The 12,912-nt window shown below is 66.3% G+C and carries 13 protein-coding genes; 3 read left to right on the top strand and 10 right to left on the bottom strand.

Annotation, left to right across the window (positions count from 1 at the left end; genetic code table 11):
- Nucleotides 1-55: 55 nt before the first annotated feature.
- The gene (locus ABFG95_RS22220; RefSeq protein WP_080977347.1) at nucleotides 56-979 is read right to left on the bottom strand and encodes a histone deacetylase family protein; all 924 of its coding nucleotides are present in this window, start codon (nucleotides 977-979) and stop codon (nucleotides 56-58) included.
- 10 nt (nucleotides 980-989) lie between these two features.
- On the opposite strand from ABFG95_RS22220, the gene mltB reads away from it, so the two are divergent.
- Complete coding sequence (mltB, locus tag ABFG95_RS22215) at nucleotides 990-2,147, top strand: lytic murein transglycosylase B (protein ID WP_100504039.1); 1,158 nt, start codon at nucleotides 990-992, stop codon at nucleotides 2,145-2,147.
- Nucleotides 2,148-2,313: 166 nt separating this feature from the next.
- Here mltB and ABFG95_RS22210 read toward each other — a convergent pair whose 3' ends face one another.
- Entirely contained in the window at nucleotides 2,314-3,363 is a 1,050-nt protein-coding gene (locus ABFG95_RS22210; protein WP_049072354.1) for a cyclase family protein, read from the bottom strand.
- A 67-nt stretch (nucleotides 3,364-3,430) separates the two neighbouring features.
- Here ABFG95_RS22210 and ABFG95_RS22205 point away from each other — a divergent pair, with 67 nt between their 5' ends.
- Both ABFG95_RS22205 and ABFG95_RS22200 read left to right on the top strand, forming a co-directional pair.
- On the top strand, nucleotides 3,431-4,207 hold the full coding sequence (locus tag ABFG95_RS22205) for an IclR family transcriptional regulator (protein ID WP_049072353.1): 777 nt from the start codon (nucleotides 3,431-3,433) through the stop codon (nucleotides 4,205-4,207).
- On the top strand, nucleotides 4,204-5,184 hold the full coding sequence (locus ABFG95_RS22200) for a tripartite tricarboxylate transporter substrate binding protein (RefSeq protein WP_049072351.1): 981 nt from the start codon (nucleotides 4,204-4,206) through the stop codon (nucleotides 5,182-5,184). The genes ABFG95_RS22205 and ABFG95_RS22200 overlap by 4 nt, the downstream gene beginning before the upstream one ends.
- 117 nt (nucleotides 5,185-5,301) lie before the next feature.
- On the opposite strand, the gene cysM is transcribed toward ABFG95_RS22200, so the two are convergent.
- The 8 genes from cysM to rpsA form a co-directional block, all read right to left on the bottom strand.
- Entirely contained in the window at nucleotides 5,302-6,213 is a 912-nt protein-coding gene (cysM, locus tag ABFG95_RS22195; protein ID WP_049077573.1) for a cysteine synthase CysM, read from the bottom strand.
- A 94-nt stretch (nucleotides 6,214-6,307) separates the two neighbouring features.
- Nucleotides 6,308-6,826 (bottom strand): DUF655 domain-containing protein, encoded by a 519-nt coding sequence (locus tag ABFG95_RS22190; RefSeq protein WP_313657559.1) that lies wholly within the window; start codon nucleotides 6,824-6,826, stop codon nucleotides 6,308-6,310.
- A gap of 193 nt (nucleotides 6,827-7,019) precedes the next feature.
- A complete protein-coding gene (rfaD, locus tag ABFG95_RS22185; RefSeq protein WP_049072350.1) occupies nucleotides 7,020-8,009 on the bottom strand; it encodes an ADP-glyceromanno-heptose 6-epimerase in 990 nt (329 codons plus the stop codon).
- A complete protein-coding gene (rfaE1, locus tag ABFG95_RS22180) occupies nucleotides 8,006-8,947 on the bottom strand; it encodes a D-glycero-beta-D-manno-heptose-7-phosphate kinase (RefSeq protein ID WP_348994946.1) in 942 nt (313 codons plus the stop codon). The genes rfaD and rfaE1 overlap by 4 nt, the downstream gene beginning before the upstream one ends.
- Nucleotides 8,944-10,161: a lipopolysaccharide assembly protein LapB gene (lapB, locus tag ABFG95_RS22175; protein WP_049072349.1), complete on the bottom strand. Its 1,218-nt coding sequence runs from the start codon at nucleotides 10,159-10,161 to the stop codon at nucleotides 8,944-8,946. The genes rfaE1 and lapB overlap by 4 nt, the downstream gene beginning before the upstream one ends.
- Nucleotides 10,162-10,222: 61 nt before the next feature.
- A complete protein-coding gene (locus ABFG95_RS22170; protein WP_049072347.1) occupies nucleotides 10,223-10,537 on the bottom strand; it encodes a lipopolysaccharide assembly protein LapA domain-containing protein in 315 nt (104 codons plus the stop codon).
- Between the two features lie 191 nt (nucleotides 10,538-10,728).
- On the bottom strand, nucleotides 10,729-11,088 hold the full coding sequence (locus tag ABFG95_RS22165) for an integration host factor subunit beta (RefSeq protein WP_049072346.1): 360 nt from the start codon (nucleotides 11,086-11,088) through the stop codon (nucleotides 10,729-10,731).
- A gap of 3 nt (nucleotides 11,089-11,091) precedes the next feature.
- On the bottom strand, nucleotides 11,092-12,804 hold the full coding sequence (gene rpsA / locus ABFG95_RS22160; RefSeq protein WP_026382780.1) for a 30S ribosomal protein S1: 1,713 nt from the start codon (nucleotides 12,802-12,804) through the stop codon (nucleotides 11,092-11,094).
- Between the last annotated feature and the right edge of the window lie 108 nt (nucleotides 12,805-12,912).

The raw sequence follows: 12,912 nt of genomic DNA, 5'->3' as shown, positions 1-12,912 counted from the left end.
ATTCCCGGCGGATCAACGACCCGCCGGGATCGCATTGCACAATTTTTTCCTGATTCTACAGCTTCGCCAGCGCCCGTATATGGGCCACGACGCTGCGCCCCAGGGCGGACAGGTTGTAACCGCCCTCGAGCGTGCTGACGATGCGCCCCTGGCAGTGGCGTTCCGCCACCTCCACGAGCTGCTCGGTGATCCATGCATAGTCGGCCTCCACCAGCCCCATTTGACCCATGTCGTCCTCGCGGTGGGCATCGAAACCGGCCGAAATCAGAATAAGTTCCGGGCGGTGCGCCTCCAGCCGTGGCAGCCAGGTGTCCGTGACGATGGCACGGACAGCAGCGCCCGCCGTATAAGCGGCTACAGGCACGTTGACCATGTTGGCCGCCGGATGTTCGGTGCCGCTGTTGGGAAAGAAGGGGTGCTGGAAAATGCTGCACATCAGCACCCGCTCATCGCCCGCGAAGACGTCCTCGGTGCCGTTGCCGTGGTGCACGTCGAAATCGACGATCGCCACCCGCGACAGGCCGTGGAAGTCCATGGCGTGGCGGGCCGCGATGGCCACGTTGTTCAGGAAGCAGAAGCCCATGGCCTGCGAACGGCAGGCGTGGTGTCCGGGAGGACGCACCGCACAAAACGCCGTGCGCGCCTCGCCGCCGATCACCGCGTCCACGGCCGCCACGCCCGCGCCGGCCGCGTACAGCGCGGCCTCGTAGGTGTGGGGGTTCATGAGGGTGTCGGGATCTATCGGGTAATACCCGTGTTCCGGGGTATGTTCGCGCAGACTGTCCAGATACTGGACAGTGTGCACCCGCAGCACGTCATGGCGCGACGCCTGCGGCGCCTGCCGGTCATCCAGATAGGGCATCAAACCGCTGGCGAGCAATTGGTCGGAAATGGCATCCAGCCTCTGCGGGCTCTCCGGATGCCAACTGCCCATTTCATGCAAGCGGCATGCCGGGTGGGTAAGATACATGGTCTCCATAAGGAAGATTATGTTCACCTGTCGGCGATTACTGCAACTCGGCACCTTGTCGGCCCTCCTGGCCGGCTGTGCCACCACCGCTCCCACCTCCCCCAATCCGCCCGCCGGCCAACCGCCGGCCGCCACCCCCGGCACCACGCCCATCCGCATCGGACCCAGTACGCCGACACTCGGTGCCGAGCCCGCGGACGACGGCCCGGCCGCCCTGACGCCCAGCGGCGCCCTGCGGCCGGAGGTGCGCGCCTTCGTCGAAAGCCTGGCCGCCGAGCGCGACCTGCCGCTCAAACCCATGGTCGCGGCGCTCGAGGGCGCCCGCTACAACGCCACCGTGGCGCGGCTGATCGCCCCGTCGCCGCCCGGCAAGAAGATCTGGCGCAGCTGGCTGACCTACCGTTCGCGCTTCGTCGAGCCCAAGCGCATCGGCTGGGGCGTGGAGTTCTACAACGAGCACCGCGACCAGCTCAACCAGGCCGCGCAGCGCTTCGGCGTGCCGGCCCCCATCATCGCCTCGATCATCGGCGTTGAAACGCTCTATGGCCGCAACATGGGCAATTTCCGCGTGCTGGACGCGCTGACCACGCTGGCCTTCGATTATCCGGACCCGGCCAAGCCCGAGCGCGCCACCATGTTCCGCGGCCAACTGGCCGACTTCCTCACGCTGGTAATGAAAGGCAAGCTGGACATGGAAACCCGCGGCTCATACGCCGGGGCCATCGGCATGCCGCAATTCATGCCCACCAGCATCAAGCACTACGCGGTGGACGGCGATGACAGCGGTCATATCGACCTGACCAACAACACCCGCGATGCCATCATGTCGGTCGGCAGCTTCCTGTCGCAGCACGGCTGGCAGCGCGGACTGCCGGTATTCGCGCCGGTGACGTTGCCGGCCGATCCCACCGCGCTGGTGGACGGCGGCCTGGAACCCAAGCAGACCTGGGGCACCCTGACCGCGGCGGGCGCGCGCCTGCAGCCCGGCGCCTCGGCCAACGGCTGGGGCAGCCAGCCCATGGGCGTGGTCGATCTGGTGGAAGAAGCCCGCGGCACCGCGCAATACCGCGTTGGCACGCCCAACTTCTTCGCGCTGACGAAGTACAACCGCAGCTACTTCTATGCCACCGCGGTGGCCGACCTGGCCGCCGAGATCGAGGCGCGCGTCGGCCGCTGAGCGCCCGGGAGCCACTGCCCAAGGCCCGGGAGGCCCCGGGCTGTGAAGTCGGCGCAGTGCCGGTTAGCTCGTCCTGGGTCGGCGCGTGCCGCGCCGTTCCGAGCGGCGCCGGCTCGCCCGGCGCAGGCCCGATCCAGAGGCCTGCCCGATTGCGTCGCCCTCAGGCTCAGACCGTGGCCACCGGCGTGGCGGGCGAACCCACCGCCCCCGGCAGGTTCAGCGGCGGCGCGGTCAACAGGAAACGGCTGCGCCCATGGGCCGTCAGCCAGCGCGCCAGCGCCCCGAGGTACCACATCTCGCCGATCGGCAGGCCGAGCTTGAAGATGCAATGGTGATGCAGCGGCAACGCCGCGCAGCAGGCGTTGGGTTTTTGCGTCGGGTAGATTTCCAGCGCATGGTTGTCCGAGGCCATCGCGGCCACCCTGGAATCGGTGATCCACTGCAGCAGCTTCTCGTCGCTGCCATCCAGCCCGGCGCAGATCTCGTGCAAGGTGTGATGATCCGGCTGGCGCTGCTTTTCCAGCAGCGCATCGCCGAACTCGGTATGGAACAGCAAGATGTCGCCCTGCTCGATCTCGATGCGGTCGGCCTCGATGATCCGCATCAGGTCGTCGTAGCCCACGGACTTCTGCTCGCGTCCATAATGCCGCGCCAGGTCGATCATCACCCCGCGGCTCTGCAGACAGGACTCGGCCAACTGGGTAATGTCCAGTTTCTTGGCATGCGAGGCGCCGCCCTGGCCCAGGTCGGTCTTGGCAAAGCCGTTGTCGACGTCATAGTCGACCGGGCCGACAACGTGCTCGTTCGGTCGGTAGCCGTTGTAATAGACGCGTTCGGGCAGGCCGTCGCCGTTGGCGTCGAACAACGCGCCCACGTGCGCCAGCGAATCCCACTGGGTCGAGTACTGCAGGCTCATTTCGACGATGTCATCGCTCAGCACGTCGACACAGCCCGGACGCAGCCGGCCCAGGGGGAAGTTCAGGTACTGGTCGCCGTCGCGTTCGGTGGGGCGCAGCTTCGGAGGATGGCGGCGCACATTGACGCCGTTGCCGCCGGGATAATCCAGCGGCAGCGACAGACAGAAGTTCAACCCCTCGCGGACCTCCTGGATTCCCTTCATCACGTTCGCGGGAGTGATGTAATTCAGGCAACCCCGTTGGTCATCAGGACCGAAGTCTCCCCAGTTCGACCCTTCGGGACGGTTCTTCCATCTCATGCGGCGCGGCTCCTTGGCTGGAATTAAGAATTTGACACAAATTTATCACATATAGGATAATAACATCATGGATGTGAAAACAGCTGCCAGAGTCCTGGATGTCCTGAACCTCTTCGCCGAGGCGCAGAAGCCGTTGCTGTACAGCGAAATCGCCGCGCAGATGGAGATCCCGCTGTCCAGCTGCCATGGCTTGCTCAAGACCATGGTGGCGCGCGGCTATCTGTACGAGATCGGCAAGAAGCACGGTTATTACCCGACACAGAAGCTGATCCACGTCGCCACCCTGATCTGCCGCAGCGATCCGCTGAACGCGGTGATCGAGCCGGTACTGGCGCGGGTGCGCGATCTCACCGGCGAAACGGCCCTGCTGGCCAAGCTGGCGGACGACAAGGTGGTCTACCTGATCGTTGCCGAATCCAAGCAGACCATCCGCTTCTCTCACCAGCCGGGCGGCTTCAAGGCGGTGCACGCCACCAGTTCGGGCAAGGCCCTGCTGTCGGTGCTGTCCGAGGACGAGCGCCAGAAATGGTTCAAGACCTACCCCGGTTTTGCCTCGTATACCGAGACCACGCTCACCAGCCAAGCCGCCTTCGACCGCGACCTGCAGGCCGGCATCCAGCGCGGTTGGCAACGCTCGCTTGGCGAGAACGTCGAGGACGTGATGTCCATCTCGCTCGGCTTCAAGGCCTATGAACAACCCTTCGCCATCGTGGTGGCCGGCCCCCTGGGGCGCATGCAGAAAAACGAAGCCACCACGGGTCAGCAACTCAAAGAGGTCAAGGCGCTGCTGTACGCGGCCCTGCCCTCGGCCAACCTCACCTTTGTAGGAGAAGACAGCAGATGAACAAGCGCACTTTGCTCGCCGCGGCATGCTCGGCAATCGCCATCGGGACCTTGCCGCTCGCCAGCGCGCAGGCGCAGGACACCTATCCGGACAAGCCGATCCGCGTGATCATGCCGTGGGCGGCCGGTGGCCCGACCGACGTGGTGGGCCGCGTGATCGCGGTGCGCATGGGCGAGATCCTGGGCCAGCCGCTGGTGATCGAAAGCCGCCCTGGCGCCAGCGGCACGATTGGCGCCGCCCAGGTGGCGCGCGCGCCGGCCGATGGCTACACGGTGCTGATGAACCCGTCCGTGCAGGGCATCTACCCGGCCCAGTTCAAGAGCCTAACCTTCGATCCGATCAAGGACTTCCGCATGGTCGGCGTGCTCGGCACGGTGCCGATGGTGGCGGTGGTACCGCCGGACTCCAGGTTCAAGACCTTCGGCGAACTGCTGGCGCAGGCCAAGGCCCAGCCGGGTTCGCTCAGCTTCGCCTCGCCCGGCGTGGCCACGTTGCCGCACCTGGCCGGCGAGCTGATCAACACCACCACCAAGGCGTCGATCTCGCACGTGGGCTACCGTGGCAGCAGCCCGGCCCTGACCGACGTCGCCGGCGGCCACGTCGACCTGATGTACGCGCCGCTGGCCCCCGCCCTGCCCTTGATCCAGAGCGGCAAGGTGCGTCCGATCGCCGTCACCACCAAGACCCGCCTGGCCGAACTGCCGGACGTGCCCACCATCGCCGAGAACGGCCTGCCCGGTTTCGACATCGTCACCTGGTATGGCATGTGGGTGCCCAAGGACACGCCGGAACCCATCATCGCCAAGCTCAACAAGGCCATGATCGAGGCCTCGCAATCGCCCAAGGTCGTCGAGGCGCTGAAGTCGCAGGGCACCCTGCCCAGCACCATGACCTACCAGGAAGCCGAAGCCTTCAACCTGGCCGAAAGCGCGCGCTGGATCAAGGTCATGAAGGACGCCAACATCCAGCCCGAATAAGGCCTGGCGACGGCCCGCGCCACATGGCCGGGCCTTCGACGCGAACGCCCCACGCCCCGGACGGTTCCGGGACGTGGGGCGTTTTTTCTGGTCACGGGCAGCCGCCCGCGGTCGGCATCAGGCGTTGAAGACGCCCGTGGACAGGTAGCGGTCGCCGCGATCGCAGACGATGAACACGATGGTCGCGTCATTGACGCGCTCGGCCACGCGCAAGGCCGCGACCAGCGCGCCGGCCGACGAGATGCCGCCGAAGATGCCTTCTTCCGAAGCCAGGCGCCGCGCCATGGCCTCGGCCTCGGCCTGCTCGATCGATTCGTAGGCATCCACGCGGCTGCGGTCGAAGATCTTGGGCAGGTAGGCTTCCGGCCACTTGCGGATGCCGGGGATGGACGAACCCTCGGCGGGCTGCGCCCCCACCACCTGCACCGCGGGGTTGCGCGATTTCAGGTATGTGGATACCCCCATGATGGTGCCGGTGGTTCCCATCGCGCTGACGAAGTGCGTGACGCGGCCCTCGGTCTGGTTCCAGATCTCGGGGCCGGTGGTCTCGATGTGCGCGCGCGGATTGTCCGGGTTGGCGAACTGGTCCAGCACCACGCCACGGCCATCGGCCTGCATTTCGGTGGCCAGGTCGCGGGCGTATTCCATGCCGCCCTTGTCGGCCGGCGTCAGGATCAGCTCGGCGCCATAGGCCGTCATGGCCGCGCGCCGTTCCACCGACAGGTTGTCGGGCATGATCAGGATCATGCGGTAGCCGCGCATGGCGGCAGCCATGGCCAGCGCGATGCCGGTGTTGCCGCTGGTCGCCTCGATCAGCGTGTCGCCCGGCTTGATGTCGCCGCGCTCCTCGGCATGCTTGATCATGGACAGCGCGGGACGGTCCTTGACCGAACCGGCCGGATTATTGCCTTCCAGCTTGGCAAGAATGACGTTGCCCCGCGCCGCACCGGCGGCTCCGGGAATGCGCTGCAGGCGCACCAGCGGTGTATTGCCGACGGTCTGCTCGATGGTGGGATAGGTAGTAGTCATGCCGCCGATCATAACCCCGCCCGGCGCCGGGCGCCGCCAAAAGCCGCGCTCGCGCCAGGGGTTCAACACAGCGCCGGGATTCGGGCTGCGCGGATCAGGGGCGTGGCCGGGCCGCGGCCGGCCCACCTGCCCGCGCCGCCCCCGCCGCCTTCGCGGCCACGGGCGGCTTGACCGCCGCCGCGGCCGCGGGCGGATGGCCGACGGGTCGGGCACCGGCCGGCTTGGTCACGCCATCCGCGGCCTTGGACGCGGAACCGGCCTCGCCCACCGTCAAGCCGGCGGCGCCCAGGGCCTCGGCCTTCTTCTGGCTGATGCCGCGCACCCGCTCGGCCAGGTCCTGCAAGGACTCGAACCGGCCGGCTCGTTCGCGCTCGCTGACGATCATCTGCGCCGTGCGCGGGCCGATGCCGCGAATGGCCTCAAGCTGTTGCGCGGTGGCGTCGTTCAGATCGAGCGCCTGCGCCGGCGCGTGCGCCACGCCGGCGGCCAGCAGGGCGGCGCCCAACGCCCGGCGCAGGCCGGGCTGGCAGCGTCCTGTGACGGCGGCGCACGAACGCCGCCACGGCAACGCCGGCAGGCGACGGGCGATGGGGGAATAGAGGAAGGGATTCATGGACAGGTCTCCGGAAAAAAAGCGGCGCAACGGCTGTGGCGCCACCTCCGGATCATGGCCCGCCGGAACAGGCCGGCGGGCGCGCAGTGAACGGTTTGATCCACCTCGGCAACCACGCAGGCAAGAAAAAAGCCGCCTGTCGCGGCGGCTTCTTACCCCGGGCGCCCCCCCCCCGAGACGGCCACGTGCCGGCTTACTTGCGGGCGCGCCAATAACGCACGTACTCGGACACGCCGGTCTGCACATCGCGCATGGGCGCCTTGAAGCCGGCCGCGCGCAGGCGGGTGACGTCGGCCTGCGTGTAGCTCTGGTACCGCCCTTTCAGATCGTCGGGGAACGGGATGTAGCGGATCAGGTCCAGCTCCACCAGTTGTGCCAGCGTCAATTGCGCTTCGCCGCGTTCGGCGCGCAGGGTATTGACCACGGCCGCCGCGACGTCATTGAACGGCTGGGCGCGGCCCGTGCCGCAATTGAAGATGCCCGATTGTTCGGGATGGTCGAGGAAATGCAGGTTCACCGCCACCACATCCTCCACCGAAATGAAGTCGCGGCTCTGGCCGCCATCCACATAGCCGTCCCAGCCGGCGAACAGGCGCACGTGGCCATGTTCCAGGAACTGGTTCATGTTGTGGAAAGCCACCGAGGCCATGCGGCCCTTGTGCTGCTCGTGCGGGCCGTAAACGTTGAAATAGCGCAGGCCCACGACCTGCGCGGTCAGGCTGTCCATGCGCTTGCGCAGCACCTGGTCGAACAGCAGTTTCGAATAGCCGTAGACATTCAGCGGACCTTCATTGGCCGGGTCTTCCACGTAGACCGAGGAGCCGCCGTAGACCGCGGCCGACGAGGCATACAGGAAAGGAATGCGGCGCGCCTGACAGAACTCGAACAGCTCCAGCGTGACGCGGTAGTTGTTGTCGAGCATGTAGCGGCCATTGCGCTCGGTGGTGTCCGAGCAGGCGCCCTGATGCAAAACGGCGCGGATCTCCGGCAGGCTGCCATCGGCGACGCGGCGGCGAAAGTCGTCCTTGTCCAGGTAGTCGGCGATCTTGCAGTCAACAAGATTGACGAACTTGTCGCCCTCGGTCAGGTCATCGACCGCGATGATGTCTTCGATCCCGCGGCGGTTCAGGCCGCGCACCAGGTTGCTGCCAATGAAGCCCGCGGCTCCGGTAACAACGATCATGAGAGTTCTCCTGCCAGTTCGGCGGCGGTGACAACGGACGTGCCCAGCTTGCCCACGGCGATGCCGCCGGCCCGGTTGGCCCAGCCCATGGCATCCGCCCACGGCAGGCCGATGGCGCGCGAGACGGCCAGCGTCGCCAGCACGGTATCGCCCGCGCCGGACACGTCGAACACCTCGTGCGCCTGCGCGTCGATGTGCTCGCGGCCCGTGTCGGTAAACAAAGTCATGCCCTGCTCGGAACGCGTCACGAGCAAGGCTTCCAGGTCCAGATCGGCGCGCAGGCGCTGCGCCCGATCGGTCAGTTCGGATTCGGAATTCCAGCGGCCCACGGCCTGCTGCATTTCGGAACGGTTGGGCGTGACCAGCGTGGCGCCGCGATAGCGCGAATAGTCATCGCCCTTGGGATCGACCAGCACCGGGATGCCGGCGCTGCGGGCCAGCGCGATCAGCGACTCGACCCGCCTCAGCACACCCTTGGCGTAGTCGGACAGCACCACGATGTCGTGATTGGCCAGGTGACGCGCCAGGGCGGCATCGATGCTGTCGAGCGCTTCCGGCGCCGGATGCTGTTCGAAGTCGACGCGCAGCAACTGCTGCTGGCGGCCCAGCACGCGCATCTTCAGCGTGGTGTGCAGGCTCAGGTCGGTGATCAGGTCGGCCTGGATGCCGGCCTCGGCGGCCAGGCGGCGCACGCTGTCGCCAGCCTCGTCCTCGCCCAGCACGCCCACCAGCGTGACATGACCGCCCAGCGCGGCGACGTTGCGCGCCACGTTGGCCGCGCCGCCCAGGCGGTCCTCGCGGCGCGCGACGCGCACCACCGGCACCGGCGCCTCGGGGGAAATGCGCTCCACCTCGCCAAACCAATAACGGTCCAGCATGACATCGCCCACCACGAGCACGCGGCTATGCGAAATGGATTCGGCGGGAAATTGGCTCATTCAAGTTCTTCCAGACGACGCGGCGCGTAGGTTTCCCAGGCATTGCAGCCAGGACATTGCCAGTAGAAACGGCGCGCTTGAAAACCGCAGCTCCGGCACGCGTAGCGGTCCAGTCGTTGCGTATGCTTGTGGATCAGGCTGCGCAGCAGCGTGAGGTCGGCTCCGGGCACGGGGCCCTCTTCGGTGGCGCCTTCCGAGTTGGCCAGTTCGGCCTCCAACAGACGGTCCAGGCCAAGCAGCGAGGGATGGCTGCGCAGGGCGCCGCGGGCAAAGGCCCAGGCCGGCGCCGAGCCCTGCTGCACGCGCAACTCGCGGAACACAACATTGAACAGGTCGAGCGAGGCATGGCGGGCGTACTGGCGCTGCAACAACTCCAGCCCGGCCTCAGCCTGGCCCGCGGCGCGGTAGTTGGCCAGCAACTGCTCGGCCACCAGGCCGGCGTACTCGGGGGCGTCGGTCATGACCGACTCCAGGTACAGGCGCTCGCGCTTGGGATCCTGCTCGATCAGCGCCAGGCGCGCGCGCAGCATCGCGGTGCGCACCATGGCGCCCTTGCTCGACATGCCGGCATCTGCGGTCGAGAGGGCGTGGTCGGCGGCATCCAGGGCGGCGTGCGCGGCATCGGCATTGGGCGGCTTGGCGGCCAGCGCGGTCGCGGCCTGCTCACAGTAGTAATGCACGATCTGCGGCACCGGCTCGTCGACCAGGCCATGCAGCGTCTTGACGGCCTCGATGGCGCGCGGCCAGTCGTGCTCGGATTCGTAGATGCGGATCAGCGAACGCAGCGCCGGCAGGGCGTAGCGCGTGTCCTTGAGCTGCTCGAAACCGGATTCGGCGCGGTCGAGCATGCCGGCCTTGAGGAAGTCCTGCGCCAGTTCGTGCTGGGCATGCTCGCGCTCGGCGGCGGGCAGGTCGGAACGGTTCAGCAGGCTCTGGTGCACGCGGATGGCGCGCTCCATTTCACCGCGGCGGCGGAACAGGCTGCCCAGCGCGAAGTGCAGTTCGGTCGTCTCGGGATCGAGCTTGGCCACCTCGACGAACGCGTCGATGGCGCGGTCGGGCTGCTCATTGAGCAGGAAGTTCAGGCCCCGGAAATACGAATCGGGCAGGCTGCGGGTCTCCCGCAGCATCTGCCGGATGTCGAAGCGCGCGGCCAGCCAGCCCAGCGCGAACAACACCGGCACGAATATCAACCACCAAGGTTCAAAATCCACTATGCGGGCTCTTGCGTAGATTCAATGCGGAAAAGAAAGGCCTGCGGATGGCGCGGCGCCGTCACAGCGGCGACATCGGGGCGACGGCTTCCGGCGGCACGGCCGGCGTGGTGCCGGCCACGGCGGCCTGCACGCGGTCGAGTTCGCGGCGCAGGCGGATGGCCTCGCGGCGGCGGCGCATGGCGGCGGGCACGGTCAGCAGCAGGCCGAACAGGGCGCCGACCACGAACACCACCAGCATGACGACGATCAGCGGCACATCCTGCACCACGTAATCGGCATAGAACTTCACGGCGACGGGATCGGTGTTCTTCAACGCGAACATCAGTACCGCCACGAACACGAGCAATCGCAGGGCCCAGACAAGGTAGCGCATGACGCATGCTCCTAAGAATTCGAGAGGGTCAATTGTAAGCGACCTCCACACCTCGTGTATCGCCCTTCAAAGGCACGCCTTCGATGGTCGCCACGCCCGTGGGCGGGAAGCCCAAAAACAAAGCCCCTTGATTGCTCAAGGGGCTTTGCTCGCGGTCCGATCCGCCCGCAGGCGGCTTGCTGGCCGTGCCGTCAATGCATGGCGTGCAAGCTTGCCATGGACGGCATCGGTTCGCTCGATCCAGAGGATTGAGCGTCCTCGTCGTTGCCGCCGACCAAGTCCACCCGCTCGCGCAATTCCTTGCCCGCCTTGAAGTGCGGCACCTGTTTGCCAGGCACCAGCACTTGTTCGCCGGATTTCGGGTTGCGGCCGATACGGGGAGACCGCTGCGACAGCGAGAAGCTGCCAAAACCGCGGATCTCGATGCGCTGGCCCGAGGCCAGGGCCTGGGTCATCGCATCGAGCACGGTCTTGACCGCGTAATCGGTGTCGCGGGCGGCCAGCTGAGGATAGCGGGCCGCCAAGGCGGCGATCAGCTCCGACTTGGTCACGAATTAACCGTCGTTGCGCTGTTGGTCCAGCTTGGCCTTCAGCAGCGCGCCGAGGTTGGTGGTGCCGGACGAAGCGCTGGCGTCGGACATGCGCTGGATCGTTTCGGCGGTTTCGGCGTTGTCGCGGGCCTTGATCGACAGCTGGATCGAACGCGTCTTGCGGTCGATGTTGACGATCATGGCTTCGATGTTCTCGCCGGCGGTCAGCACGGTGGTGGCATCTTCGACGCGGCCCGAGGAGATCTCGGAAGCGCGCAGGTAGCCTTCGACGTCCACGGACAGCGTCACGACGGCGCCCTTGGCTTCGACCGACTTGATGGTGCCCGGAACCACGGCGCCCTTGTCGAACGTGGCAACGAAGTTGTTGAAGGGGTCGCCTTCCAGCTGCTTGATGCCCAGCGAGATGCGTTCCTTGTCGGTATCGATGCCCAGAACCACGGCTTCGATCTCGTCGCCCTTCTTGAAGTTGCGCACGGCTTCTTCGCCGGTTTCCGTCCACGACAGGTCGGACAGGTGAACCAGGCCATCGATGCCGCCGGGCAGGCCGACGAACACGCCGAAGTCGGTGATCGACTTGATGGCGCCGCGGACCTTGTCACCACGCTTGAAGTTGGTGGCGAACTCTTCCCACGGGTTCTGGCGGCACTGCTTCATGCCCAGCGAGATGCGACGACGGTCTTCGTCGATTTCCAGGACCATGACTTCGACTTCTTCGCCCAGGGTCACGACCTTGCGCGGATCGACGTTCTTGTTGGTCCAGTCCATTTCGGAGACGTGCACCAGGCCTTCGATGCCGGCTTCGACTTCAACGAACGCGCCGTAGTCGGTCAGGTTGGTAACCTTGCCAAACAGGCGGGTGCCTTGCGGGTAGCGGCGAGCCAGGCCCACCCACGGATCTTCGCCCAGTTGCTTGACGCCCAGCGAGACGCGGCTCTTTTCCTGGTCGAACTTGAGGACCTTGGCTTCGACTTCCTGACCCACTTGCAGGACTTCGGACGGGTGACGCACACGGCGCCAGGCCATGTCGGTGATGTGCAGCAGGCCGTCGATGCCGCCCAGGTCCACGAACGCGCCGTAATCGGTGATGTTCTTGACCACGCCCTTGACCACCGCACCTTCGTGCAGGGTTTCGAGCAGCTTCTGGCGCTCTTCGCCCATGCTGGCTTCCAGCACCTGGCGACGCGACAGCACGACGTTGTTGCGCTTGCGGTCGAGCTTGATGACCTTGAATTCGAGGGTCTTGCCTTCGTACGGGGTGGTGTCCTTGACCGGACGCAGGTCCACCAGCGAACCCGGCAGGAACGCGCGGATGCCGTTGGTCATGACGGTCAGGCCGCCCTTGACCTTGCCGGTGATGGTGCCGGTGACCAGCTCGCCGTTTTCCAGGGCCTTTTCCAGTTGCAGCCAGGCCGACAGGCGCTTGGCGCGGTCACGCGACAGGATGGTGTCGCCGTAGCCGTTTTCCAGGGAATCGATGGCCACCGAGACGAAATCGCCGGGTTGCACTTCGAGCTCGCCCTGGTCATTCAGGAACTCTTCCAGGGGGATCAGCGCTTCGGACTTCAGGCCGGCGTTGACGACGACGAAGTTGTGGTCGACGCGCACGACTTCGGCGCTGATGACCTCGCCGGACTTCATGTCCTGGCTCTTGAGGCTCTGGGCGAAAAGGTCGGCGAAGCTTTCGCCGCCGGTGGCGGTAGTGGAAACGGAAGACATGGGGTTGAAATCCATTGGGCCGAAATGGCCGTTAAAAACACACCGCAGCGGATTGCCCGCCACAGTGGAGTCAAAATACCTGCCTGCCGGTTTGCCCTTGCGGGGTGT

The organism is Achromobacter sp. HNDS-1, from assembly GCF_040084795.1.
Taxonomy (GTDB): domain Bacteria; phylum Pseudomonadota; class Gammaproteobacteria; order Burkholderiales; family Burkholderiaceae_B; genus Achromobacter; species Achromobacter ruhlandii.
This window is presented reverse-complemented; position numbering and strand designations above follow the sequence as displayed.